Source organism: Metabacillus fastidiosus NBRC 101226, from assembly GCF_001591625.1.
GTDB classification, from domain to species: Bacteria; Bacillota; Bacilli; order Bacillales; family Bacillaceae; genus Metabacillus; species Metabacillus fastidiosus.
The window spans coordinates 31,734-55,070 of sequence record NZ_BCVG01000009.1 but is presented as its reverse complement, the minus strand read 5'-3'; the positions used below and the strand labels follow the sequence as shown (position 1 = coordinate 55,070).

The following is a 23,337-nucleotide window of genomic DNA, read 5'->3' as shown; positions in this document are numbered from 1 at the left end:
GTTCAAGGTTTAATCTTTTCCATATAGTCCCGAACCATTCTTTCTGTCATCGACCTTGTCTGAATTTCTACCACTTTTCCTTCTTTATCTATTAAAAAAGTGGTCGGCAGCGGCTTAACTCCATAGGCATCTTTTACTTGCCCATCTTTATCTAATAAGATAGGGAAAGTAAGTTCATGTTTATTGACAAAGTTTTGCACCGCAATATCTGATTCGCCAATATTAACAGCCAGAACTACTACACCCTTATCTTTATAATATTTATACTGATTTTCCATATAAGGCATTTCATATTCACAAGGTGCACACCAAGTACCCCAAAAATTCAGAAAGACACCCTTTCCCTTATAATCAGAAAGCTTATGCTTATTGCCTTCTAAATCAGTTAAAATAAAGTCCGGAGCCTGATCTCCCGGCTTAACGAGTTCTTTATTAGCAAAAAAGTTTATATAGAGCGTATAACCAAGTGCTCCAATTAAGATGACTAAAATAACCGTGCGTACGAGTAAACGATTTTTTTTCATAGCTTTGCTCCCTACACTAATTACATTCAAAATAATTATATCATTATCCAAAATGGCAGCTTTAGAGATTATATGAAGTTTATGTGAAACTTAATTGGCATTTCTTCCATGTAATGCCAACGCTCTTAATTGCTTCACTTCATGGGGAGTAAGCTCGCGTGAATCACCAGTACTAAGCCCTTTTAAATCTAAGAAGGCAAACTGCTCACGTTTCAGCTTCTGAACTTGATGGCCGATTGCTTCAAACATTCTCCGCACTTGGCGATTGCGTCCTTCCCTAATTTTTATTTCAACGATCGATGTTTGTTTCTTTTTATCAATCGATAGAACTTTCACTTTTGCCGGAGCTGTTTTCCCGTCTTCTAACTGAATTCCTCTTTCCAGCTGTTTTACCTGTTCACGAAGCGGGATGCCTTTTAATTTTGCCACATATGTTTTTTCAACTTCATAACGGGGATGCGTGAGGATATTTGCAAACTCCCCATCATTTGTTAACAATAGAAGTCCCGATGTATCATAATCAAGTCTGCCAATCGGATAGATACGTTGTGTTATATAAGGGAAAAAATCAGTAACGACTTTTCGATTTTTATCATCTTTAACAGCCGAAATAACCCCTGTCGGCTTATACAGCAGTAAATATACCGGTTCTTCGCGCTCAAGCGGTACACCTTCCACTTCTACTCTGTCCTGGTCAGTAACCTTTGTCCCAAGCTCTGTAACAACCTTTCCATTTACTTTCACTTTTCCTTCTTGAATCAGCTGTTCTGCTTTTCTTCTTGACGCAATTCCTGCGTGTGCAATTACTTTTTGTAAGCGTTCCATTTGCGTTCACCTCGTTAACATATTACTCGTTTCTACGTTTTTTAACAAGTTTTGATACAATTCTCCATATGAAACGGTTCTCTTTTTTCCTAAATAAAAAAACGCCATAAGGCGCTTATTAAAAAAGAAGTGTAACAATTATAACCGAAGCTACAATTCCGACTACATCAGCAAGCAAACCGACCTTTAGCGCGTCTCCCATCTTCTTAATGCCGACCGCCCCGAAGTAAACAGTTAGAACATAAAGCGTCGTATCTGTGCTCCCCTGCATAACAGAAGCAAGCCTTCCGATAAAAGAATCAGGACCGTATGTGGCGATAATATCAGTCGTTAATCCTAATGCTGCCGTTCCTGAGATCGGTCTGATTAAAGCGAGCGGGAGCATTTCGGCTGGAAAATGAATGAAATTAAGAACCGGCTTAAAAAAACTCATCATAAATTCCAATGCCCCTGATGCCCTGAAAATAGAAATGGAAATGAGCATACCGACTAAATAAGGAATGATGGAGAATGAGATTTTAATCCCTTCTTTTCCTCCCTCAACAAATGTTTCATACGTCGGTACTTTTTTTATCGTCCCATATAATAAAATAAATCCGATTATGAGGGGAATTAACCATAAGGAAACAGTGCTTATTAATCCCATCTTCCATTACCCCTTTCTTTTTCTCCGGTAATAAAAATATCTGTCAATTAAAATAGCACCGATCGCCGATAAAACAGTCGCTAAAAGTGTTGGTCCAACAATCTCTGTCGGGGAATCAGAGCCGTATGTCATACGGATTGCAATAACAGTCGTTGGAATTAACGTAATACTTGATGTATTAATCGCTAAAAATGTAATCATCGAGCGGCTGGCGTGTTCTGATCCGCCATTTAAAACTTTTAATTGCTCCATTGCTTTTATTCCAAGCGGTGTTGCAGCATTTCCTAAACCGAACATATTCGCCATCATATTCGATAACATATATCCCATCGCTGGATGTTCCGGCGGCACTTCTGGAAAAAGCCTTGAAACGAACGGCTTAAATAGGTTTGATAATTTCTCCAGCAATCCTGCTGCCTCAGCAATTTTCATTAAGCCAAGCCAGAAAACAAGTACACTTATTAAACCGATTGAAATTGTAACAGCTTCCTTCCCACCTTTAAAAATGGCTTCATTTACTTCTTCCATTGTTCCGTTAAACATCGCAAAGACGATCCCTATCAACGTGAGAAAAACCCAAATTAAATTAACCATAATATTTACCACCGGCTAACGCAAAAAACAACATGCGAAATGACTGCAGAACAGAGTCGTCAGTCGTGCTTACATTTCCGTTATCATAGTAAATTGGCAGTTCTTCAATTTTTTTATCATTTAGTAAAATCGTCATTCGTCCTACTATATTTGGAATATCTTTTGCATCATTCCATTCTTTCTTCGGTTTTAACAGCCTAATATCTATTTCCAGCTGATCTAACTCTTCCTCTTTTAATGGATAGAGTACATCACGCTTAATGAAAATCTTATTTTTGTAAACTGAATCTTTAATATTTTTTATCGTTCCTTTTCTTTTAATTTTGACGAGTTCATATGAGGCGAATGCATAATTATGCAAATTCATATGATCGCGCCAATCATCAGGATCATTAATCGTTACGACAATCGTATCTAATCCACTCTTGGAAGCCGTTGATACGAGCGTCCTTTTTGCCCTTTTTGTATACCCCGTCTTCCCTCCGGTAGCATATTCGTATAAACCTGTTACTAATTTATTTTTATTTCTCCATACCCGATCCCATTCTTCATTCGGATTTGGTGCACGATATGTTTCCGTTCCTGATATTTCGCGAAAAATTGGATTTCCCATCGCGTATTTTGTTAAAATCGCCATATCGTATGCGGTTGAATAATGGTTTTCATGATCATCCAATCCATGCGGATTTGCAAATTCTGTATTTTTCATCCCAAGTTCTTCGGCTTTTTTATTCATTAAATAAACAAAGCCTTCCAGACTCCCGCCAACATGTTCTGCAATGGCAACTGCCGAATCATTTCCTGAACGGAGCATTAAGCCGTAAACTAAATCCTCCAGCTTTATCTTCTCCCCTTTTTGTAAATAGATGGAGGAACCTTCGGCAAGTGTCGCTCTCTCACTCACTTTCACCTGTTCATCCAGTTTCTCTGACTCAATTGCTAAAATTGCTGTCATAATTTTCGTTATGCTCGCAATTCTTAGCTTTTCATGGGCATTTTTTTCATACAATATCCGCCCCGATTCCTGCTCCATTAAAATTGCACCTTGTGCACTCACACCTAATGCGGATGAGCGTAATGGGAAAAGTGCAAAAATGAATATAAGAACGATTGCTATTATTGTTATTTTCTTTAATTGCGACATAACCTCCACGTCCCCTTAATTGTTTTGTACAAGTTTATGCGAGTGGACAAAGGTTATGAATGAAAATTAAAATAACAAAAAGAGGAAACCGAATATTGGTTATCCTCTCTTAATGATACGTAGACAGCCAGCCGGCCTTTACATATCTTCAAATGTTGAATTAAATTTTTCAAAAAATAAATCCGCTTCCTCCTGAACGAATTCATCCTCTTCTCTTTCACTGAGGGGCGGAAGTTCTTCAATTGTTTTTAAACCGAAATGTTCTAAAAATTCCTTCGTTGTACCGTATAAAATAGCTCGGCCTGATCCTTCGACCCTTCCGACTTCTTTAACAAGTGTCTTTGCTACTAATGTCTGCAACGGACGCTCTGCTTTCACACCGCGTATTTCTTCAATTTCTATTCTTGTAATCGGCTGACGGTAAGCAATGATCGCCAGTGTCTCAAGCGCTGCTTGGGATAAAGATGCATTCCCCGGTGTTTCTACTAGCTTTTTTAAATATACTGCATGAATTTTCTTTGTCGTTAACTGATAAATACCAGCTACTTGAACGAGCTCAATTCCCCGTTCTTCATTCTCATATACTTCCGCCAATTCAGCTAATATATCTGTTACTGCCTGTTCATCCAATTCAAGCACTGTCATCAATTGACTGATAGAGAGTCCCTCATCTCCTGCCGCAAACAGTAATGCTTCGACGATTGATTTCCATTCGGCAACTGCTAAAGCCATGAATTATTCACTCCCTACTATATATATATCTGCAAAATTATTTTCTTGTTCAATCGTAATATGATTTGTTTTCATCAATTCTAAAATAGCTAAAAAAGTAACAACTAAATACTCTCTGCTATCAGAAGGGAATAAATCCTGAAATCTTCTCCTGCCAGGCCTTTTTCTTAAATCAATGAGTATTTCATCCATCCTCGTCTGAATCGGAATTTCCTGTTTTGTAATTTTCGTTTGCAAAGGCTTTTGAATTTTCTTCCGTCTCATCATTTTCTGGAATGCACCGAGCATATCATATAACGTAACATTTAATATTTGCGGTTCATTGTTCTTTTGCTCTGTATACTCACTTAAATCGCTTGGAGCTTTCGTATATACTTGTGCCCGCTCTTCTTCTAAAGAACGCAGCTCCTCTGCCGCTTCTTTATATTTGCGATAGTCAATTAAACGCTCAATTAATTGTTCACGAGGATCTTCTTCATACTCCTCGCCAAATTCCGATTCAAACAGCTCTTCTTGTTTTGGAAGAAGCATTCGGCTTTTTATCGATAAAAGCGTAGCTGCCATTACTAAATATTCTGAAGCAACATCAAGCTTCAGCTCCTGCATTGTATGGATATATATCATATACTGCTCTGTAATTTTAGCAACCGGTATATCATAAATATCAATTTCCAGCTTATTTATTAAATGCAATAAAAGGTCCAGTGGCCCTTCAAATGCATCAATTTTCACTTGATACTGCAAATAAATCCCACCATTCTCAAATAGACAACATCTAGTATAGAACATTATGCCACTTTGACCAATAGTTAAATAGAAAAAACAAAGAAGCGAGACATTCGCCCATACAATTATTCATTCTAATCATATGATACAAATGTAAAATCTTAAAAATTGAGGAGGAATTTTCAATGGGTGATGCAGGTTTTAACTATGGCGGAGGTTTTGCGTTAATCGTTGTATTATTTATTTTATTAATTATTGTTGGGGCAGCTTGGCTTTACTAAGCACATATGAAACAGACGGGTTTTCCTATAAACGGGGAAACCCTTTTTCAATCTATGGTAAACTAGTGGCTATACATAATTTAATCTTGAAAGGATTGTTTTTCATGTATGATCATGCATATATTAATTACCTCGTCCACTTTCATGGGGACCGTGACTATTTCGAATGCCATGAAGTTCTCGAGGAACATTGGAAAGAGGCCCCCCCTTCTGAACGAAAAGATTATTGGGTCGGTCTTATTCAAATTGCTGTCGGACTTTACCATCAAAGAAGAGGGAATTTTAAAGGAGCTTTAAAAATGATTAACAGCTCCATTAACCTTTTAACCGTCAATACTGCTGCTATTACACAACTCGGCTTACAAGCGAATGAGCTTCTTGTCCAATTACAAAGAGTAAAAGCTGATATTATTGAATATAAGCCTTATAAAAGTTTCACGATGCCGATTGCTGATCAGGCTTTAAAAGCAAAATGTATAGAAGAATGCAAAAAGCGCGGACTTATTTGGGACCAGGAAAGCGATCTAAAAAATGAATTCATCCTTCATAAACATTCAAAAAGGGACCGGACAGACGTCATAAAAGAAAGAGAGCTTAATCTTTTAAAAAGACAAAAGGACAGAGGATGTAATTAGCCGCTGTCCTTTCGTCTTTATGATTATTTTTTATCTTTATCATGACATTTTTCAAAGAATGGTTCGGTAAGATTATTCGACAGCACTTTCTTATTTTTATAAAAATCGGTTAGTGCCGTTACCATTTTCTTTCCAATACCTTGTGAACGGTGGGAAGGATTAACAGAAATATGCTGAATTTCAACAATTTCTTCCCCTTTTAATACGACTCCAACTGCACCGACGATATCTTCTCCTTCTTTCCACAAAAAGAGCTGCCAATCATTCTCTGTTTCATATTGCTTTATCGTTTGTTGCAATTGTTTTAAATCTTTTTCTGCTGGCATAAAAGAGAGCAAACCCATTGCAATTTTTTCAAAACTTTTCTTAAAGCGTATTAACATTTTTACCCCTCATTAGCGAAATAAGAAAAGCAAAAGCTTATTATACTTTTACTTTTCTTCATTTTATTGTTTTAGAGAAGAACTACTTCTCAAAACATTATATACAGTTTTCGCTCGCTTTTAAACAGTAAATGCTAAAATTAATGAATAGACCTAAGTAAATTTGCCATTTCAATTGCAGTAATAGCTGAGTCATATCCTTTATTACCTGCTTTTGTCCCTGCACGCTCAATTGCCTGTTCAATTGTTTCTGTCGTTACCAGACCGAAAATAACAGGAACACCAGTTGATAATGATGCTTGTGAAATACCTTTAGCTGCTTCATTACAAACATAGTCATAATGCGTTGTCGCACCTCTAATAACTGTTCCCAGCGTAATAACTGCATCGTATTTTTTAGATTCAGCCAGTTTTTTTGCTACTAACGGAAGTTCAAATGCACCCGGAACCCACGCAATATCAATATTATTTTCTTCCACACCATGACGTATAAGACCATCTTGTGCCCCGCCTAATAAACGGCTCGTAATAAAATCATTAAATCTCGCTACAACGATTGCTACTTTTAATCCTGATCCTAGTAAATTACCTTCAAATGTTGTCATTTCTAATTCCCCCAAATTTAAAATTTTAAAAGATGTCCCAATTTTTCACGTTTTGTTCTTAAATAATTTTCATTCTCTTTCTTCGTTGGCATCTGAATCGGCACTCTATCAGCAATTGTTAAACCATAGCCCTCCAACCCTGCAATTTTACGCGGGTTATTCGTCAATAATCTCATTTCTTTTACACCTAGATCTCTTAATATTTGCGCACCGATTCCATAATTCCTTAAATCAGGAGCAAAGCCAAGTTTTTCATTTGCTTCAACAGTGTCATAGCCTTCTTCCTGTAATTTATAAGCTCTCATTTTATTAAGGAGGCCAATTCCTCTTCCTTCCTGGCGCATATAAAGAAGTATTCCTTTTCCTTCTTCCTCAATTTGTGCCAGTGCCGCATGTAATTGCGGTCCGCAGTCACAGCGGAACGAACCGAATACATCCCCTGTTAGACATTCAGAATGAACACGGACCAATGTAGCTTCATCCGATGTTATTTCTCCTTTGACAAGAGCAATATGTTCTTTGCCGTCAATAATATTCGAGTAGCCGACTGCTCTAAAGTCCCCAAACTCTGTGGGAAGCTTGATCTCAATTTCTCTTTGTACTAATTGATCCGTTTTATTACGGTAAAGAATTAAATCTTTAATCGTAATCATTTTCACATCTAATTGTTCAGCAATAATTTTTAAATCGGGAACTCTCGCCATCGTTCCGTCTTCTTTAATAATTTCGCAAATAACACCAGCCGGCTTTGCACTGCTAAGTCTTGCTAAATCAACAGCGGCTTCCGTATGTCCAGCTCTTCTTAAAACCCCGCCCTCTTTTGCAATAAGCGGAAAAATATGTCCTGGACGTTTAAAATCACCTGGCTTAGCATCTTCACGCAACAGTGCTTGGATCGTTTCTGCACGTTCAAATGCGCTAATACCTGTAGTCGTCGTTTTGTAATCGACACTAACAGTAAAAGCCGTTCCATGCGGGTCTGTATTATGATCAACCATCGGATGCAGATCAAGATTTTCTGCTATTTCCTCTGTAATTGGAACACAAACTAAACCGCGTCCATGTTTAATCATAAAATTAATTGCTTCTGCTGTAATTCCATCCGCTAATGCAACAAAATCACCTTCATTTTCACGATCTTCATCATCAACGACGATAATTACTTTCCCTGCTTTTAAATCATCAAGTGCTTCTTCAATTGAATGAAACATCATAATCCCCCTTCCTTACTTAAAAACCGTTTTCTTCTAAAAATGCTTTGCTTATAGATGACTGCTTATTATGCTGCTGTCCTGAGATAAGTTTTTTCACATATTTCCCGAGCATATCACATTCAATATTGACGATATCACCCGCACCTTTAAATCCGAGAACTGTTTCAGACAATGTATGCGGAATTATAGAGATAACGACCTTCGTCGCCTCAAGTCCAAATATCGTTAGGCTTACGCCATCAACTGTAATGGATCCTTTTAAAATAAGTGTTTCTGTCAACTCTTCAGCAAGCTCAATTTCATAATAAACCGCATTGCCGACAGGCTGTTTTTTTATAATTTTCCCGACACCGTCGACATGACCTGAAACAAAATGACCTCCAAAACGGCCATTCGCTGCCATTGCCCGTTCCAGATTAACCGGTGAGCCTTTCGTTAAATCTTTTAAAGACGTTGCTTTAATCGACTCAGGCATCACATCAACAGTGAATAATTGACCTGTAAAAGATGTAACTGTTAAGCAGACACCGTTAACAGCGATACTATCACCTAAATGAACATCTTCTAACACTTTCTTCGCCTTAATCGTAAGAACAATCGCATCACTGGCACTTTCTATTTTCTCAATTCGTCCAATCTCTTCGATAATACCTGTAAACATATAGGTCACCCTTTTTTCGGTGAAGCGACAATTTTCAAATCGCTCCCGATTTGTGTAAATTCATTTATTTTTAATGCAGGGACATCTACCATTTTTGAAAATCCTTCTCCACCAATGGAAGCAGGAGCAGCCTGTCCTCCGATTATTTTCGGTGCTAAATAGAAAATCAGTTCATTGAACATACTATTCTTTATAAAGCTGCCATGCACAGTCGAGCCGCCTTCAACATAGATGGACATAATCTTATGTTCTCCTAAAACGTTTAAAACTTCCTCTATTTCAATCGTATCATTTGAAAGCTGAATAATTTTCACATCATTTTGCTCAAATATATTTATTTTCTCCTGATCCGCCTGATTGCTGACGATAATCCATGTTGGGGCTAGTTTATCAATTACAATATTCGCATCTTCCGGTGTTCGCAAATATGTATCAAGAATAATTCGAACAGGCTGGCGCTTCGGATTTTCCGTACGGCAAGTTAAGCTCGGATTATCAGCAATGACTGTGTTCACACCTACGAGAATCGCATCATGCAGTTCCCGCGATTTATGAACATCTTTTCTTGCATCTTCACCTGTAATCCATTTGCTTTCACCAGTTACTGTCGCTGTTTTGCCGTCAAGTGATGATGCAGCTTTTAACGTTACAAAAGGCTTTCCCGTCTGGACGAAATGAAAGAAATGTTTATTCAGCTCTGCTGCTTCCTCTTCTAAAAGACCGACTTCCACTTCAATCCCTGCATCTTTCAGTTTTTTAATTCCTCTGCCGCTCACCACAGGGTTTGGATCTGTTACGGCTACAAACACTTTTTTCACTTTAGAACGGACTAAAAGATCAGCACATGGCGGTGTCTTTCCGTAATGACTGCAAGGCTCTAACGTCACATACACAGTGGAGCCTTCTGCTTTATCACCTGCCATTTCAATCGCATGAACTTCCGCATGCTTCTCACCTGCTTTTAAATGAGCACCCATTCCTGCAATTTGATTATCCTTTACAACAACCGCACCTACGAGCGGATTAGGACTTGTCTGACCTGCAGCCTGTCTCGCTAACTCAATCGCTAATTTCATATAATCTTTATCTGTCACGCTTCACACCCCCTCTGCTTTTAATAATGAAAAAAAGCCCCAACTAATAATAGTCAGGGCTTTAAAGAGAGAATTTTTAGGCATGTCAAAAAAGAGTATGCATTTTCTATATTTTCACAGAAAACTACTACTCGTTTCAAAAGAAACATGTGATCCTTCTCCCATCCAGACTTTCACTGTCGGCCCTAGAATTTCACTAGATCCACCGCTTCCATTAAGGTTCGCGGGTCACGGACTAAGAAGCTTTAAAAGCTTCATCACCGCCGGTTGGGAATTACACCCAGCCCCGAAGGATATCAATTATGAGTAAAAGTAATGAATACTTTTAATTGAAGAAAATATTATCACTGAAAATGAGAAAAAGCAAGAAATTAGTTTTTAAATTAGCTTTAAAACGACATTTTTCTTATAAAACAGACTGCCGCTTATGTGGCGGCAGTCCTAATAATTACAAGAAATTTCTCTTTCTATTTGTTTTTATTCATCATTTTCTCTAATAATTGCTGCACATTTTCGCGTGCCGATTCTGTGGCATCTTCAAGAACTTCAGCATTTGCTATATTTCCTTCTTCATCAAAGAAAACACTTAAAATCGTATCTTCTTTCATATGTTGAGGTAATTTATGACGTGGTACATCTATTTGTACAGTTTCAACTTCTCTTAATATTATCAAGATGTCTCTCTAATATAATTCCACAAATATATTATATTAAAAGAGTGCAACATAAAAAGAAAGAGAAAAACCTATATTTAAATAAAGATAGACTATCGAAAAAATACTCTTTTTATAAGGTAAATGTTTCACTAAAATTACAAATAATACAAAAAACAGATAAAATATACTGGAATAAATGTAAAATATATATTATTATGTTAATTGTTGTAATAAAAAACATAAAGAGGAGAATCATTTTGAAAAACAAAAAGATAGTTACTATTCTATTATTTTTCACACTAATATTTACTAGTTTTTCGGCTTTCTTATCAACTGACCAAGCTTCAGCTGCAACACCAAGTTTCCTGATGGATACTAAAAAGATCTATACTTACAGCTTGGATTATAAAAATAAAAAAGAAACTATGACTGCAAGTTTCACTGGAAAAATGAACAATGGTGATCTTTGGAATTTCCAAACAGAGGAATTCTTTTTCAACGAACTGCAGATTCAAGATAATGAAAGCCTAAGAATAGGAGATCCTTTTGATAATACATGGTCCAAGGAATTAATGTTTCCTTTAACGGCAGGAAAACAGTGGAAGAGCAGTGAATCATTTACTGCTAAAATTATATCTTTAGATACTGTGGTTAAGACTTCTGCCGGTACATTTAAAGCAGTAGTAATCGACCATGGTGTCCAGAATGGAAAATCTTACTATGCTCCCGGTGTAGGATTAGTCAGGGAGGAAGATGGTGTTGGACATGTAAGAGAATTAACAAAGATTAGCAATGCACACTATGGCAGAGTTTTAATTAAACAAACAGGCATAAAGCAATACACTCCAAAGGGAGCTGTTCACAAAACATTAAAGAAAGGCGAAGCTCTCAAAGTATTTAAAGAAAATGCTGACTCTTATGATGTAGGAAACGGCTATTATGTAAAGAAAGAGAAAAATACATTATTCTTCACTGGAACTATTTATGGTACAGAAGCACCGTTATCTGTCTATTCTTCAAATGGGAAATTATTTAAAAAGTTTGCAATTGATGAGCCGGTAAGAGTATACGGCTTTAAAGATGGAAAATTCCAAGTTGGCGGCGGCTATTACGTTCCTGCTGCAGATCATATTTTATACGAAAGATAAGCTTAAAATACGGGCACTCGATGTTTTTAACAACGAGTGCTTTTTCCTTGCTTTATTAGCGATAACCTATAGCTGCTTCTCCCTTCTATTAAAAAATTCTCCTGCCTCTATTTATCAAACTTAGGTCTAAATAACCTTAACTTTTTTAAAAAAACAGACTAAATTATTAAAAAATAAGTTAAAATGCACTCGATAATATGGAATTTTTATATTAATTTGGAATTATAAGTATTTAAAATATTTTAAAGGAGAATTGCATTGAAAAATAAACAAATAGTTATCATTACCTTATTTTTCACTTTAGTATTTGGCAGCTTCTCATCCTTCTTATTCAATGATAAGGCCGCAGCCTCAACACCTAGTTTTTTAATGAATACAAAAAAAATCTATACTTACGCCTACTATTATAAGAATACGAGTAAATCTAAAGAGTATATGACTGCGAGTTTTACAGGCAAAATGAATAAAGGTGATTTATGGAATTATCAGTGGGGAGATTTCTTTAATAATGAATTAACTATCCAAAATAGTGAAGGATTAATAAAGGGTGACCCTTTCGAAGATTCAATGTCCCTACAAATAGCATTTCCATTAACAGTCGGAATGGAATGGGAAAGCGATGGACATATTTTTAAAACGATCTCGCTGAATCAGACTGTTAAAACGCCTGCCGGTACATTTAGAACTGTGATGATCGATAACGGTCGCGGCGATACAGGTATTTCTTATTACGCTCCCGGTGTCGGCTTAGTGAAGTATGAAAATGAGGATGGATATGTAACAGAATTAGTAAGCATTAAAAATTCACATTACGGCAGAGTATTAATTAAGCAAAATGGAGTAAAGCTGTACAATCCAAAGGGCAGCGTTTATCGAACATTGAAAAAAGGAGAAGGTCTTAAAGTATTTAAAGAAAATTCCGACTCCTTTGATGTTGGCGGAGGCTATTATGTAAAGAAAGATAAAAACACATTATTCTACACTGGATTTATTTTCGGGACAGAAGAGCCGTTATATATTTATGCTCCTGATGGACAGGTGTATAGAAAAGTTCCTTCTTATGAAGCAATCAGAGCATACAGCTTTGAAAATGGAAGATTCCACGTTGGCGGCGGCTATTACGTTTTTGCCGATTACCATATTTTATATGAAAGATAAGTAATGAGAAGCACTTGACGCATTATAGCTGCAAGTGCTTCTTTGCTTTCTTCACATCAAAAAGTATTATTATTACCATAGAAATCTAAAGTGAACTAATAAATATAAGTGTGATATAATACTCAATTTTAAATAATAAAAGACAGTGTTATCCTCAATAAGGAAGCCCACTGCCTTTATATTTTTATCAGCCTATTATCTATTATGCTTCAAAAACCTCTACTTTTTCCATTACATCTCCGTTTTTCATCGCTTTAGCCGCTTCAAGTCCAGATGTAACTTGTCCGAAAACTGTATGTACACCGTTTAAATGCGGTTGTGGATCATGGACGATGAAAAATTGACTTCCACCTGTATCTTTACCCGCATGTGCCATTGATAATGCACCTGCTGTATGTTTGTGCGGATTACCTTCTGTTTCACATTTAATTGTGTAGCCAGGACCGCCTGTACCAGTTCCGCTCGGGCACCCTCCTTGACTTACGAAGCCAGGAATAACACGATGGAAATTTAAACCATTATAAAACCCAGAGTTAGCTAATTTCTCGAAGTTAGCAACTGTTCCCGGAGCTTCATTCTCAAATAAATCAAATTCAATTTTGTCTCCGCTTTGCATTAAAAAATAACCTTTTTTAGCCATTATTCAAACATCTCCTTATATGTAAAATCAATCAGTCTTTATAATATCATTATTCTCGTAATAAAGAAAAGCGAGACATGTTATTTGATTAAAAGTTTCATTTTTATGAAATAGAGGGAATAATGAAAATAAATATTGAAACTTCTTCTTTCCTTTCCCCGTCTAACTATTTGTTCCGTCTCGCCATTCCTTTAAAAAGCTTCATTGATTAAATAAAACGTACTATAATAGAAGCGAACAGTTGGTCAGCTTTACCATTTAAGGAGGAAAATATATTGAAAAAACTAATATTACCGTTTATTTTGGCTGCTTTACTTGCATTCCCATCCGTTAGCTTTGCGGATGCAGTTGTCGGCGATACAATTATTACTCTCGGAGAAAATCTAACGCCGAAGCAAAAAGAGGATTTGCTTAGTGAAATGAATGCACCTGAAGGTTCACAGCAAATTACGGTATCTAATCAGGAAGAACATAAATATTTAGGAGATTATATTCCAAAAGCAACAATCGGGACAAAGGCTATTTCTTCATCAGCGATAACAATTGAGAAAAAAGGTTCTGGTCTTGAAGTAAAAACGAATAATATTAACTGGGTTACAGATGAAATGTATTTAAATGCCCTTATGACTGCGGGTGTAAAGGATGCAACAATTTACGTAACAGCCCCTTTTGAAGTATCAGGGACTGCAGCATTAACTGGACTTTTAAAAGCTTATGAAATTACATCTGATAAAGCAATTCCAGAGGAAGTTAAACAAGTAGCAAACGAAGAACTTGTAACGACAGCTAAACTTGGGGATAAAGTCGGAGAAGAAAATGCATCGGCATTAATGGCAAAAATTAAAGATGAAATCGCTCAAAATGGTGTCCCTGAAACAGACGCAGACTTGCGTGCATTAATTGAAAAATGCGCAAAAGATTTGAATATTACATTGACAGAAGAACAGCTTAACAGCTTAATTGACCTTTTCAACAAAATGAAAGATATTAATATCGACTGGAATCAAGTTGGAGATCAGCTTGATAAAGCGAAGGATAAAATTTCAAACTTTCTTAATTCAGAAGAGGGTCAAAGCTTTCTTCAGCAAGTAAAAGAATTTTTCATCGCATTATGGAATGCGATTATTTCATTCTTCACTGGCGGTAAATAGGAATATAAAAAGTGAGCTAATGACTCCAAACCGGAGGCTATTAGCTCACTTTTTTAATTTTATATATAGCTCGACTCTAAAAAATATAAATAACAGGCATTTGCCTGTTATTTATGTTTTTATTTATTTAACAACTTTTGATTTTAACGGAATATCATTTACAATGATATTTTCATAGCTTTCTCTTTTCACAACAAGCTGTGCTTCACCGTCTTCAACGAAAACAACAGCAGGACGCGGGATACGGTTATAGTTATTTGCCATTGAGTATCCGTAAGCACCCGTACAAGAAATAGCTAGTAAATCATTCGGTTTCACGCTAGGCAGCGCAATATCCCAAATAAGCATATCTCCGCTCTCACAGCATTTACCAGCAATAGAAACTTTCTCTTCTTCCTTGTCATTCATACGGTTTGCTAGAGCTGCTTCATATTTTGCTTCATATAATGCAGGACGAATATTATCTGTCATTCCTCCGTCAACTGCAACATATTTACGAACATCCGGAACTTCTTTTTGCGAACCAATGGAATATAAAGTCGTTCCAGCGTCACCGACAAGTGATCTGCCTGGCTCAATCCAGATTTCAGGCATTTCCATATTAAGCTCTTTCACTTGTTTTTGAACAGCTTCTACAATTTTCTCTACATAATATGTCGCTGGAAGTGGTGCATCTTCTTCTGTATAACGGATTCCGAAGCCTCCGCCAAGATTAACAACTTCAGGAACATAAGAGAAACGGTCCTTCCACTCTTTAATTTTCTCAAACACTCTTTCTGCCGCAAGAACGAATCCTTGTGTTTCAAAAATCTGTGAACCGATATGGCAGTGGAAACCTAATAAATGGAATGCTTTTGATGCCAGCACTTTTTCAATTGCACGCTCTACTTGTCCGTTTAAAAGTCCAAATCCGAACTTTGAATCTTCCTGACCAGTTGTAATATAGTCATGTGTATGTGCTTCAATTCCTGGTGTAACACGTAAAAGAACAGGGATCTTTCTTTCACCATCAACATAAAGTTCATCAAGTACGTCAATTTCATAGAAATTATCGACAACGATACAGCCGACTCCATGTTCAAGCGCCATTTTTAATTCTTCACGGCTTTTATTATTTCCGTGTAAGTGCATTTTCTCTGCTGGGAATCCTGCTTTAATTGCTGTATAAAGCTCTCCGCCTGAAACAACATCAAGTGAAAGACCTTCTTCTTTTGCCAGCTGAAACATTGCAATCGAAGAAAAAGCTTTACTCGCATACGCTACCTGAGCTTTGACACCCATGTTTTCAAATGCCTTTTTGAAGCTTCTTGCGCGCTCTTTTATTAGAGCTACATCATATACATAAAGAGGTGTTCCAAATTGTTTTGCCAATTCAGTTGTATCAACCCCGCCAATTTCCAAATGTCCTAATTCATTCTTTTTACTAGTACCATGTAAATGCAATTCGCTAACCCTCTTTCTGAGTAAACTATTCGTCTATTTATTCTTTACTGATGAAAATACTACTATATTTTATGAAAAAAAATCTCTGTTGAACAGAGCTGTTCACCTAATAAAGTGAATTTTCTATCAATGTCTATACGTTATTTTTACTATAATCCAAAAAAAGACAGTTAGAGTAACTCATTAACTGCCTATCATTATCATCGATTCGTGTAAAAAACTATCAGTAAAGTAATCATACAATATCATAAATAGACGCTTGTTTCAACATTTAACTCGGCTGTCTCTTCACATTTTGCGGATGCACGATGCTTGGACGAAGCTTAGCACCTGGTACAGATGTACGAATAATAATTTGCCATAGCGCTTTAGCATTAAATGGAAGAAATGGCCATAAATACGGTGTATTAAGAGATTTTGTTCTAACCAATAAAAGAATAAACAGTGTACAGCCGATAACGAAGCCTTCCACTTTAAATAAGGCGACAAAAAGCAGTAATATGAGCCTTGCAATTTTATTGGCGATACTTAATTCATAGCTTGGTGTTGCAAAAGTACCGATTCCTGCAACGGCAACATATAAAATAACTTCCGGGACGAATAATCCGACATCAATTGCAATTTGCCCAATAAGTGCTGCTGCAATTAAACCCATGGCAGTTGATAACGATGTCGGTGTATGAATAGCGGCCATTCTTAAAAATTCAAGACCAAAATCGGCGAGAAAGATCTGAATGACGATCGGAATATTTTTATGCTCATTTGGTCCAATAAAGGCAATATTTTTCGGTAATAATGATGGTTCCAAGACGAATAAAAACCATAGTGGCAATAGAAACAAAGAAGCCAGAATACCTAAAAACCGTACCCATCTTAAAAATGTTCCTACTGTCGGAGTCTGTCTGTACTCCTCTGCATGCTGAACATGATGGAATACTGTTGTAGGTGTAATAATAACACTCGGTGATGTATCAACAATAATAATGACATGTCCTTCCAATAAATGATTCGCCGCAACATCAGACCTTTCCGTATACCGGACGAGCGGATAAGGATTATATCTTTGTTTTACTAAAAATTCTTCCACCGTTTTATCAGCCATCGTTAAACCGTCTATTTTGATTGCTTGAAGCTCTTTTTTTATCTTTTCAACTAAATTAGGGTTTGCTACATTCTCTATATATGCAATACAAATATCAGTTTTTGAACGCTCCCCTACTTTCATCATTTCATAACGAAGACGTTCATCCCTGATTCTTCTTCTGATTAATGCAGTATTAACGATAATATTTTCAACCATTCCATCTCTGGAGCCCCGGACAAGCTTTTCTGTATCTGGCTCTTCAGGCTGTCTTCCCGGGTAACTTCTTACATCCACAACAAGTGCATAACCCATTCCCTCAATGAGAAATACGATTAACCCTGACAGTACCTGGTCAACAACCTCGTCCAATGTTTTTACTTTTGCAACAGACTGGTTTGGAATTCTATTTTCAAAAACTTCCTCTAAATTACCGTTTTCATCAACATTATCATTTATTTCCTGCAGCTGTTCCAAAATTTCTGTAATATACGCAGTATCACATAATCCGTTCACATAATAAAGATTTACCTTTTTATCAAGAACAGAGAATTTCCTAATACCGAGATCAAAGCTTTTATTCAGTCCGACATTTTTTTGGAAATAATGTTCTATTTCGCTCAGACTTGAAGGTATCGGCCTTTTCTCTTTTGTACTTTCAGCCATTATATCCGCTCCTTTCCAAAATTATTTCAACTGCATTCAATGTAACTGGACAACCTCTTTTCACACTGTCTTTACGAGCCATTTTTCCAACATCCCCAATACCTACTACTACCGGGATATCGAGCTCATCGAGGCAATAAACGGTATCGCCATTTATTCTGCCAACTTCTATATCGCTTATTCCATATTTATCTACCCCGTACTCTGTCAGTGTCCCGTAACGGTCCACACTGACATCCACCTTTGTCCATTCTTTTAAATTTGATTTAGATGCTACAGCAATAGCACCGAGAACTTCTATATTTTCATTAACCGCCACATACTTCAGCGCTGTTTCACCTGCACCTTCTCCAGCAAAGCCGCAATCATCAAACATGACAAAGACAGGATCATGAGGAGTTTGTAAAATAAGCTCTACTATTTGCTGCCCGCTTAAAGCTGTAGGATTTCCCTGTGACCTTGAAATAACTCGTCCGCCTACCCTCTTTGCTGTATATTCAATTGCTCTTGCAGCATACTCATCTCCATCTGTTACTAATATGACCCTTCTTTTTGCCTTCATACACATTATCCTTTCGGCTTAAAAATTAAAGCAATGAGAAACGCAAACAAAATTGCAGCTGAAATCCCTGCAGAAGTTAATTCAAATATCCCCATGCCAATTCCTATAAAACCGTGCTCCTTTGCTTGGGCCATAGCCCCGTGCAGTAACGAATGTCCAAAACTTGTAATTGGTACGGTTGCACCAGCCCCGGCAAATTCAATTAATTTATCATAAAGTCCGAAACCGTCCAAAACTGCCCCGCTAACAACAAATGTACTCATCACATGTGCGGGTGTTAATCCAAAAATATCAAGCAGCAGCTGACCGATTACACAAATGGCACCGCCGACTAGAAAAGCCCATATGAATTCCATCAGCCCTCACTCTCCTTATCTGCACGTTCAAATACTACTCCGTGAGCAATTGTTGGAATGGATTCTTTTTGCTGAATCATTGTCGGGCTTAATAATGCCCCTGTTGCAACAACGAACACACGGTTTAAATTTCCTTCATTTAATTCATTAAAAATATGACTGTATGTGACGACAGCTGAGCAAGCACATCCGCTTCCACCGGCAAACACATTCTGGTCCGGTCTATATACCATAAGGCCGCAATCATTATGCTTGTTATAAATATCAATACCTTCTTCTTTCAGCATTTCTTTTAAAATCGGACTTCCTACACCTGATAAATCTCCAGTTAAAAACATATCATAGTCATCCGGCGTCCTATTCAAATCTTTTAAATGCTGTTCAATTGTTGCCGCTGCTGCAGGTGCCATCGCCGAGCCCATATCAAATGGATTCGTAATTCCTAAATCAGCAACAGCACCAATCGTTGCTGATGTAATTCTTATATTGCTTATTTCTTTACTAATAAGAACAGCTCCGGCACCGGTTACTGTAGATGTTGCTGTATCAGGCTTCTGTCCTCCATATTCAGTCGGATAACGAAATTGCCGTTCTGCTGTTGCATTATGGCTACTCGTCGCTGCGATAACCTTATTTGCAAATCCACCATCAATTAACGCAGATCCTACCGCCACTGTCTCCATTGATGTGGAACAAGCCCCAAATAAACATAAAAATGGAATCTGTAAGTGTCTTGCAACATAATTCGCTGTCACATTTTGATTTAAAAGATCACCGCTTAAAAATAAATCAATTTGATCAAGTGTTGTATTCCCTTTTGTCAAGCATTGTTCCACTGCCTGCTCCATCAATCTTCTCTCCGCTAATTCCCAGCTGTCCTCTCCGCAACGCAAATCCTGATGGGATGTATCATACATTTTCCCTAAAGGACCTTCTGCCTCTTTAGGACCGACAGCAGTTCCACTTGAATGAACGAATAAGGGATTTTCAAAAACCCATGTTTGTTTTCCATTTAATCTCAACTAAATCACCGCCTCATTAAAATGCTAACCCATAAAAATAACGAATCATACCGACGATATATGCGGCAACTACTCCAAACACAATGACACTTCCTGCAAGCTTAAACATATTTGTCGCAACTCCCAGCACAATACCTTCACTTCGATGTTCCATCGCTGCACTTGTCATCGAATTGGCAAACCCTGTTACCGGGACCGCTGAACCCGCACCAGCGAATTGACCAAGTCTGTCATAAATACCAAAACCTGTTAAAAGGGCTGAAATTAAAACTAATGTGGCAACAGTCGGGTTACCTGCTGTCTTTTCATTGAAATCAAAAAAGGTAATATACATATTTTGGATCAATTGTCCAAATGTACAAATAAGACCGCCAATAACAAATGCTTTTATACAGTTTAAGACATACGGCGGTTTTGGCTGGAATTGTTTAATCTGATTTTGATAATCATCTTTTATTTTTTTTGCTGCCATCGTCTATCCCTCCGCTACTGATTAATAAAGTACACCCAGTGAAATAGTGAGCCGAAAATCTTCCCAAATACAATTGCCATTAGCAGCAGAATAATTTTATCTCCAAACCCAATTCGTTTTGCTAATATTGGTAAAACATTTAACACTTCCGTTAAACCTGCTGCTAACATTCCTACATAAGCACCGCTTAATAAACCTATCGGAATGAGCCAAATACCTGATTGAAAGAAAACAATCTCTCTTAAACTGAGCCATCCTGAAACAACGGCACCGAGAACAATGCCCCATTCATACAGGTAAATAAGCTGAAATGTTTTTGTTAATTGTGTAAGCCTTGGAATGATTCCAAGTACAGTTAAAAAGGCAACAAAGCCTGAACCAACTGTTAATCCCCCTGCAAAACCGATAAAAATGATAATCAGTATTTTAATCGTCATCAATTTTCTTCATACTCTCTTCATTCTCATTCATTGCAACATAGTGGTCTAAATCCATTTGATAATTAAACATTTCAACTTCTAAAGGACTTGGCTCTTCATTAAATCTTTTCTTAAATAAATGATTGAAAAATAAAATCATCCCGAGGCCAAGACCAATTGAATATGGAATTTGCAAAAGAAGCGGCTGTTCATTCGCTTCACCTGTTATCATTTTGTAAATACGTGTATGGACCTGCTGCATACTAACATCTTCATGAAAGTTCATAATCGCAAGTCCCGATCCAACGAATAACAGCAGCCAAACAATCCCGAATAGGAACGGTGAAATTTTTTTCTTTTCATAAACAACTTCGATAATAGTTTGTGACGGGCCGATCGTCTGAACATTTATTTCTTCATCCAATTTATGTATTTCATTAACGACAGCCATTACATCGAGAACGACGATATTTTTATCGCTTGAATTCACATGACGGACAATTATTTTCTTTACATGTTCGGCCCATTCCCGATTACCGACGACCTGTGCAATCTTTCCGATTGTTATAACTTCATTAGGACTAGCTTGAATTCGATGACGAAGCCTAAGATATAATGTCTTTTCCACCAAATCACTTCCTAAAGATTTGTCTGTATATGTAGTATGCATTGTCCAAATTTTAATCATGCAATTTTTTGTGAAGTCCAGTAATTACCACTGTTACAAAACAAAAAACACAATCTCTTCATTACGAAGAAATTGTGTTTTTTGTTTTATCTAACTTTAGCGCCTAGCCCCTCGAGGTCATAAGCTGCTCCGGAATTGAAGGTAAAGAACGACCTTCTATTCCAGATCCTCTTATGCTTGTCGGGGCTGTTCGAGGCGTCTCCGTTTTTACTGGTCCATTCGGTCTTTCATTTGCTGTAGGATTTTTTTCTCAAGCCGTGATACTTGCACTTGGGAAATTCCTAACCTTTCAGCAACTTCCGATTGTGTCTGATCTTTATAATACCTTAGATAAACGATTAAACGCTCACGTTCATCCAAGTCACGGATAGCATCTTTTAAAACCATCTTGTCGAACCACTTTGTTTCGGTATTATCGGCAATTTGATCTAACAGTGTAATTGGATCACCGTCATTTTCATAAACTGTTTCATGGATGGAAGAAGGTGCTCTGACAGCTTCTTGGGCAAGTACAACATCTTCCGGAGAAATCTCTAAATAATTAGCTATTTCTACGACAGTTGGCACTTTTCCTAAAGATTTAGACAGCTCGTCACGCGCCCGCCGGATTTTATTCCCTAATTCTTTTAAAGAACGGCTCACTTTTACTGTTCCATCATCCCGAATAAAACGTTGAATTTCACCGATAATCATTGGTACAGCATACGTAGAAAATTTCACATCGTATGATAAATCAAACTTATCTACTGATTTTAATAAACCAATACTTCCTATTTGGAACAAGTCATCCGGTTCATAGCCGCGATTTAAAAACCGCTGAACGACAGACCAGACGAGACGCATATTCTTCTGGATGATTAAATCTCTAGCCTCTTGTTCTCCTTGCTGGCTGCGCTTAATAAGCTCTTTTACTTCATGGTCTTTTAACTGTACGTTTGCGTTCTCTTTTTTGACCTCCACATCCATAACAAATCACCCTTAATTGCATAAAGCTTTACTTTTTGATAAGTGCTTCACTAACGTAATCGCCGTTCCTTTTTCTTCATTAGATTCTATCTTAATTTCATCCATGAAGTTTTCCATAATCGTAAAACCCATACCTGATCTTTCAAGCTCAGGCTTTGTCGTATACAACGGCTGTCTCGCTTCCTCAATATCAGTAATCCCAATCCCTTCATCGCGGATCGTTAATTTCACAATGCTGTCTTCTAAAATAACGGATATATATACGATACCGTCAGGACTATTATCATATCCGTGAATAATAGCATTTGTCACAGCTTCTGAAACGACTGTTTTAATTTCCGTCAGTTCATTCATTGTCGGATCTAATTGCGCAATGAATGCAGCAACTGTCACCCTTGCAAATGATTCATTTTGACTAAGTGCTGAAAATTGGAGGTTCATCTCATTTCTCATGATGCCACCCCCAAACTTTGCAGTGCACGATGCTCTGTCTCTTCCAGTCTGATAATTTTAAATAAACCTGACATATCAAATAACCGTTTCACAGCAGGTGATATAGCACAGACGACCATTTCACCATTCAGTGCTTTAATCTGCTTATATCTTCCTAAAATAACCCCTAAACCGGAGCTGTCCATAAATAATAAACTTTCCAAATTTAAAACAATATGTTTAATTTCACTACCCGCTAATAGAGTATTTACTTTTTCTCTTAACTGCTCTGCTGCATGATGATCAAGTTCACCAGAAAGTCGGATGCATAGTACCGTTTCTTTTACATCAAATTCAATCGCTAGACTCAAAGTTTATCCCTCCCTAAAAATGTGGATAATGAGTCATTCGCT

30 protein-coding genes and 1 riboswitch are annotated in these 23,337 nt (G+C 37.2%); of the genes, 5 read left to right on the top strand and 25 right to left on the bottom strand.

What is annotated here, in order from left to right:
- Window positions 1-2: 2 nt before the first annotated feature.
- The 7 genes from resA to BFA01S_RS04310 form a co-directional block, all read right to left on the bottom strand.
- The gene (gene resA / locus BFA01S_RS04340) at window positions 3-524 is read right to left on the bottom strand and encodes a thiol-disulfide oxidoreductase ResA (RefSeq protein WP_066226266.1); all 522 of its coding nucleotides are present in this window, start codon (window positions 522-524) and stop codon (window positions 3-5) included.
- A gap of 90 nt (window positions 525-614) precedes the next feature.
- A complete protein-coding gene (gene rluB, locus BFA01S_RS04335; protein WP_066226264.1) occupies window positions 615-1,349 on the bottom strand; it encodes a 23S rRNA pseudouridine(2605) synthase RluB in 735 nt (244 codons plus the stop codon).
- Between the two features lie 118 nt (window positions 1,350-1,467).
- Window positions 1,468-1,995: a spore maturation protein gene (locus BFA01S_RS04330; RefSeq protein WP_066226262.1), complete on the bottom strand. Its 528-nt coding sequence runs from the start codon at window positions 1,993-1,995 to the stop codon at window positions 1,468-1,470.
- 6 nt (window positions 1,996-2,001) lie between these two features.
- Entirely contained in the window at window positions 2,002-2,589 is a 588-nt protein-coding gene (locus BFA01S_RS04325) for a nucleoside recognition domain-containing protein (protein ID WP_066226260.1), read from the bottom strand.
- Window positions 2,582-3,733 carry a D-alanyl-D-alanine carboxypeptidase family protein gene (locus tag BFA01S_RS04320; RefSeq protein ID WP_066226257.1) on the bottom strand — a complete coding sequence of 384 codons (1,152 nt, stop codon included), beginning with the start codon at window positions 3,731-3,733 and terminating at the stop codon, window positions 2,582-2,584. The genes BFA01S_RS04325 and BFA01S_RS04320 overlap by 8 nt, the downstream gene beginning before the upstream one ends.
- A 138-nt stretch (window positions 3,734-3,871) precedes the next feature.
- Window positions 3,872-4,465: an SMC-Scp complex subunit ScpB gene (scpB, locus tag BFA01S_RS04315; protein WP_066226256.1), complete on the bottom strand. Its 594-nt coding sequence runs from the start codon at window positions 4,463-4,465 to the stop codon at window positions 3,872-3,874.
- 3 nt (window positions 4,466-4,468) lie between these two features.
- A complete protein-coding gene (locus tag BFA01S_RS04310; protein WP_066226254.1) occupies window positions 4,469-5,254 on the bottom strand; it encodes a segregation/condensation protein A in 786 nt (261 codons plus the stop codon).
- A 122-nt stretch (window positions 5,255-5,376) separates the two neighbouring features.
- Here BFA01S_RS04310 and BFA01S_RS21725 point away from each other — a divergent pair, with 122 nt between their 5' ends.
- Window positions 5,377-5,472, top strand: coding sequence for a YjcZ family sporulation protein (locus BFA01S_RS21725; protein ID WP_082799849.1), 96 nt, complete (start codon window positions 5,377-5,379; stop codon window positions 5,470-5,472).
- 104 nt (window positions 5,473-5,576) lie between these two features.
- Window positions 5,577-6,107 carry a DUF309 domain-containing protein gene (locus BFA01S_RS04305; RefSeq protein WP_066226251.1) on the top strand — a complete coding sequence of 177 codons (531 nt, stop codon included), beginning with the start codon at window positions 5,577-5,579 and terminating at the stop codon, window positions 6,105-6,107.
- 23 nt (window positions 6,108-6,130) lie between these two features.
- On the opposite strand, the gene BFA01S_RS04300 is transcribed toward BFA01S_RS04305, so the two are convergent.
- The 6 genes from BFA01S_RS04300 to BFA01S_RS04275 form a co-directional block, all read right to left on the bottom strand.
- A complete protein-coding gene (locus BFA01S_RS04300) occupies window positions 6,131-6,490 on the bottom strand; it encodes a GNAT family N-acetyltransferase (protein ID WP_066226250.1) in 360 nt (119 codons plus the stop codon).
- A 140-nt stretch (window positions 6,491-6,630) separates the two neighbouring features.
- Window positions 6,631-7,095, bottom strand: a complete 465-nt coding sequence (ribH, locus tag BFA01S_RS04295; protein ID WP_066226249.1) for a 6,7-dimethyl-8-ribityllumazine synthase — start codon at window positions 7,093-7,095, stop codon at window positions 6,631-6,633.
- A 17-nt stretch (window positions 7,096-7,112) separates the two neighbouring features.
- On the bottom strand, window positions 7,113-8,306 hold the full coding sequence (locus BFA01S_RS04290) for a bifunctional 3,4-dihydroxy-2-butanone-4-phosphate synthase/GTP cyclohydrolase II (protein WP_066226247.1): 1,194 nt from the start codon (window positions 8,304-8,306) through the stop codon (window positions 7,113-7,115).
- A gap of 19 nt (window positions 8,307-8,325) precedes the next feature.
- Complete coding sequence (gene ribE, locus BFA01S_RS04285) at window positions 8,326-8,970, bottom strand: riboflavin synthase (protein WP_066226244.1); 645 nt, start codon at window positions 8,968-8,970, stop codon at window positions 8,326-8,328.
- 5 nt (window positions 8,971-8,975) lie between these two features.
- Window positions 8,976-10,064 carry a bifunctional diaminohydroxyphosphoribosylaminopyrimidine deaminase/5-amino-6-(5-phosphoribosylamino)uracil reductase RibD gene (gene ribD, locus BFA01S_RS04280; protein WP_066226241.1) on the bottom strand — a complete coding sequence of 363 codons (1,089 nt, stop codon included), beginning with the start codon at window positions 10,062-10,064 and terminating at the stop codon, window positions 8,976-8,978.
- Window positions 10,065-10,213: 149 nt separating this feature from the next.
- Window positions 10,214-10,362, bottom strand: a riboswitch (FMN riboswitch).
- Window positions 10,363-10,531: 169 nt separating this feature from the next.
- Window positions 10,532-10,738: a DUF3006 family protein gene (locus BFA01S_RS04275; RefSeq protein ID WP_066226239.1), complete on the bottom strand. Its 207-nt coding sequence runs from the start codon at window positions 10,736-10,738 to the stop codon at window positions 10,532-10,534.
- Window positions 10,739-10,977: 239 nt separating this feature from the next.
- Here BFA01S_RS04275 and BFA01S_RS04270 point away from each other — a divergent pair, with 239 nt between their 5' ends.
- Together BFA01S_RS04270 and BFA01S_RS04265 are read left to right on the top strand one after the other, a co-directional pair.
- The gene (locus BFA01S_RS04270; protein ID WP_066226236.1) at window positions 10,978-11,868 is read left to right on the top strand and encodes a hypothetical protein; all 891 of its coding nucleotides are present in this window, start codon (window positions 10,978-10,980) and stop codon (window positions 11,866-11,868) included.
- Window positions 11,869-12,126: 258 nt separating this feature from the next.
- Window positions 12,127-13,026, top strand: coding sequence for a hypothetical protein (locus BFA01S_RS04265; protein ID WP_066226234.1), 900 nt, complete (start codon window positions 12,127-12,129; stop codon window positions 13,024-13,026).
- 202 nt (window positions 13,027-13,228) lie between these two features.
- On the opposite strand, the gene BFA01S_RS04260 is transcribed toward BFA01S_RS04265, so the two are convergent.
- Window positions 13,229-13,666, bottom strand: coding sequence for a peptidylprolyl isomerase (locus tag BFA01S_RS04260; protein WP_066226231.1), 438 nt, complete (start codon window positions 13,664-13,666; stop codon window positions 13,229-13,231).
- Window positions 13,667-13,938: 272 nt separating this feature from the next.
- Here BFA01S_RS04260 and BFA01S_RS04255 point away from each other — a divergent pair, with 272 nt between their 5' ends.
- Window positions 13,939-14,817 (top strand): DUF1002 domain-containing protein, encoded by an 879-nt coding sequence (locus tag BFA01S_RS04255; RefSeq protein ID WP_174521579.1) that lies wholly within the window; start codon window positions 13,939-13,941, stop codon window positions 14,815-14,817.
- Between the two features lie 123 nt (window positions 14,818-14,940).
- Here the strand turns inward: BFA01S_RS04255 and lysA are convergent, their stop codons facing one another.
- The 11 genes from lysA to spoIIAA all read right to left on the bottom strand — a co-directional run bounded on the left by lysA (window position 14,941) and on the right by spoIIAA (window position 23,295).
- The gene (lysA, locus tag BFA01S_RS04250; RefSeq protein ID WP_066226226.1) at window positions 14,941-16,260 is read right to left on the bottom strand and encodes a diaminopimelate decarboxylase; all 1,320 of its coding nucleotides are present in this window, start codon (window positions 16,258-16,260) and stop codon (window positions 14,941-14,943) included.
- Between the two features lie 271 nt (window positions 16,261-16,531).
- Window positions 16,532-18,007 carry a spore germination protein gene (locus BFA01S_RS04245; protein WP_066226223.1) on the bottom strand — a complete coding sequence of 492 codons (1,476 nt, stop codon included), beginning with the start codon at window positions 18,005-18,007 and terminating at the stop codon, window positions 16,532-16,534.
- Window positions 18,000-18,569, bottom strand: coding sequence for a stage V sporulation protein SpoVABEA (gene spoVAEA, locus BFA01S_RS04240; RefSeq protein WP_066226220.1), 570 nt, complete (start codon window positions 18,567-18,569; stop codon window positions 18,000-18,002). Before spoVAEA ends, BFA01S_RS04245 begins: the two co-directional genes overlap by 8 nt.
- Before the next feature lie 5 nt (window positions 18,570-18,574).
- Complete coding sequence (gene spoVAE, locus BFA01S_RS04235) at window positions 18,575-18,925, bottom strand: stage V sporulation protein AE (RefSeq protein WP_066226217.1); 351 nt, start codon at window positions 18,923-18,925, stop codon at window positions 18,575-18,577.
- Entirely contained in the window at window positions 18,925-19,947 is a 1,023-nt protein-coding gene (gene spoVAD / locus BFA01S_RS04230; protein WP_066226216.1) for a stage V sporulation protein AD, read from the bottom strand. The genes spoVAE and spoVAD overlap by 1 nt, the downstream gene beginning before the upstream one ends.
- 16 nt (window positions 19,948-19,963) lie before the next feature.
- Entirely contained in the window at window positions 19,964-20,419 is a 456-nt protein-coding gene (gene spoVAC, locus BFA01S_RS04225; protein WP_066226213.1) for a stage V sporulation protein AC, read from the bottom strand.
- 14 nt (window positions 20,420-20,433) lie between these two features.
- Entirely contained in the window at window positions 20,434-20,856 is a 423-nt protein-coding gene (locus BFA01S_RS04220; RefSeq protein WP_066226211.1) for a stage V sporulation protein AB, read from the bottom strand.
- The gene (locus tag BFA01S_RS04215; RefSeq protein ID WP_066226210.1) at window positions 20,846-21,466 is read right to left on the bottom strand and encodes a stage V sporulation protein AA; all 621 of its coding nucleotides are present in this window, start codon (window positions 21,464-21,466) and stop codon (window positions 20,846-20,848) included. The genes BFA01S_RS04220 and BFA01S_RS04215 overlap by 11 nt, the downstream gene beginning before the upstream one ends.
- Before the next feature lie 267 nt (window positions 21,467-21,733).
- Window positions 21,734-22,492 carry an RNA polymerase sporulation sigma factor SigF gene (sigF, locus tag BFA01S_RS04210; protein WP_066226208.1) on the bottom strand — a complete coding sequence of 253 codons (759 nt, stop codon included), beginning with the start codon at window positions 22,490-22,492 and terminating at the stop codon, window positions 21,734-21,736.
- A 12-nt stretch (window positions 22,493-22,504) separates the two neighbouring features.
- Window positions 22,505-22,945 carry an anti-sigma F factor gene (gene spoIIAB / locus BFA01S_RS04205; protein ID WP_066226205.1) on the bottom strand — a complete coding sequence of 147 codons (441 nt, stop codon included), beginning with the start codon at window positions 22,943-22,945 and terminating at the stop codon, window positions 22,505-22,507.
- The gene (spoIIAA, locus tag BFA01S_RS04200; RefSeq protein ID WP_066226202.1) at window positions 22,942-23,295 is read right to left on the bottom strand and encodes an anti-sigma F factor antagonist; all 354 of its coding nucleotides are present in this window, start codon (window positions 23,293-23,295) and stop codon (window positions 22,942-22,944) included. Before spoIIAA ends, spoIIAB begins: the two co-directional genes overlap by 4 nt.
- Window positions 23,296-23,337: the final 42 nt, after the last annotated feature.

Bases quoted from the DNA above. Each gene is read 5' to 3' on its own strand.
- resA (WP_066226266.1), bottom strand. From the start codon at position 524: ATGAAAAAAAATCGTTTACTCGTACGCACGGTTATTTTAGTCATCTTA.
- rluB (WP_066226264.1), bottom strand. From the start codon at position 1,349: ATGGAACGCTTACAAAAAGTAATTGCACACGCAGGAATTGCGTCAAGA.
- BFA01S_RS04330 (WP_066226262.1), bottom strand. From the start codon at position 1,995: ATGGGATTAATAAGCACTGTTTCCTTATGGTTAATTCCCCTCATAATC.
- BFA01S_RS04325 (WP_066226260.1), bottom strand. From the start codon at position 2,589: ATGGTTAATTTAATTTGGGTTTTTCTCACGTTGATAGGGATCGTCTTT.
- BFA01S_RS04320 (WP_066226257.1), bottom strand. From the start codon at position 3,733: ATGTCGCAATTAAAGAAAATAACAATAATAGCAATCGTTCTTATATTC.
- scpB (WP_066226256.1), bottom strand. From the start codon at position 4,465: ATGGCTTTAGCAGTTGCCGAATGGAAATCAATCGTCGAAGCATTACTG.
- BFA01S_RS04310 (WP_066226254.1), bottom strand. From the start codon at position 5,254: ATGTTCTATACTAGATGTTGTCTATTTGAGAATGGTGGGATTTATTTG.
- BFA01S_RS21725 (WP_082799849.1), top strand. From the start codon at position 5,377: ATGGGTGATGCAGGTTTTAACTATGGCGGAGGTTTTGCGTTAATCGTT.
- BFA01S_RS04305 (WP_066226251.1), top strand. From the start codon at position 5,577: ATGTATGATCATGCATATATTAATTACCTCGTCCACTTTCATGGGGAC.
- BFA01S_RS04300 (WP_066226250.1), bottom strand. From the start codon at position 6,490: ATGTTAATACGCTTTAAGAAAAGTTTTGAAAAAATTGCAATGGGTTTG.
- ribH (WP_066226249.1), bottom strand. From the start codon at position 7,095: ATGACAACATTTGAAGGTAATTTACTAGGATCAGGATTAAAAGTAGCA.
- BFA01S_RS04290 (WP_066226247.1), bottom strand. From the start codon at position 8,306: ATGTTTCATTCAATTGAAGAAGCACTTGATGATTTAAAAGCAGGGAAA.
- ribE (WP_066226244.1), bottom strand. From the start codon at position 8,970: ATGTTTACAGGTATTATCGAAGAGATTGGACGAATTGAGAAAATAGAA.
- BFA01S_RS04260 (WP_066226231.1), bottom strand. From the start codon at position 13,666: ATGGCTAAAAAAGGTTATTTTTTAATGCAAAGCGGAGACAAAATTGAA.
- BFA01S_RS04245 (WP_066226223.1), bottom strand. From the start codon at position 18,007: ATGGCTGAAAGTACAAAAGAGAAAAGGCCGATACCTTCAAGTCTGAGC.
- spoVAEA (WP_066226220.1), bottom strand. From the start codon at position 18,569: ATGAAGGCAAAAAGAAGGGTCATATTAGTAACAGATGGAGATGAGTAT.
- spoVAE (WP_066226217.1), bottom strand. From the start codon at position 18,925: ATGGAATTCATATGGGCTTTTCTAGTCGGCGGTGCCATTTGTGTAATC.
- spoVAC (WP_066226213.1), bottom strand. From the start codon at position 20,419: ATGGCAGCAAAAAAAATAAAAGATGATTATCAAAATCAGATTAAACAA.
- BFA01S_RS04220 (WP_066226211.1), bottom strand. From the start codon at position 20,856: ATGACGATTAAAATACTGATTATCATTTTTATCGGTTTTGCAGGGGGA.
- sigF (WP_066226208.1), bottom strand. From the start codon at position 22,492: ATGGATGTGGAGGTCAAAAAAGAGAACGCAAACGTACAGTTAAAAGAC.
- spoIIAB (WP_066226205.1), bottom strand. From the start codon at position 22,945: ATGAGAAATGAGATGAACCTCCAATTTTCAGCACTTAGTCAAAATGAA.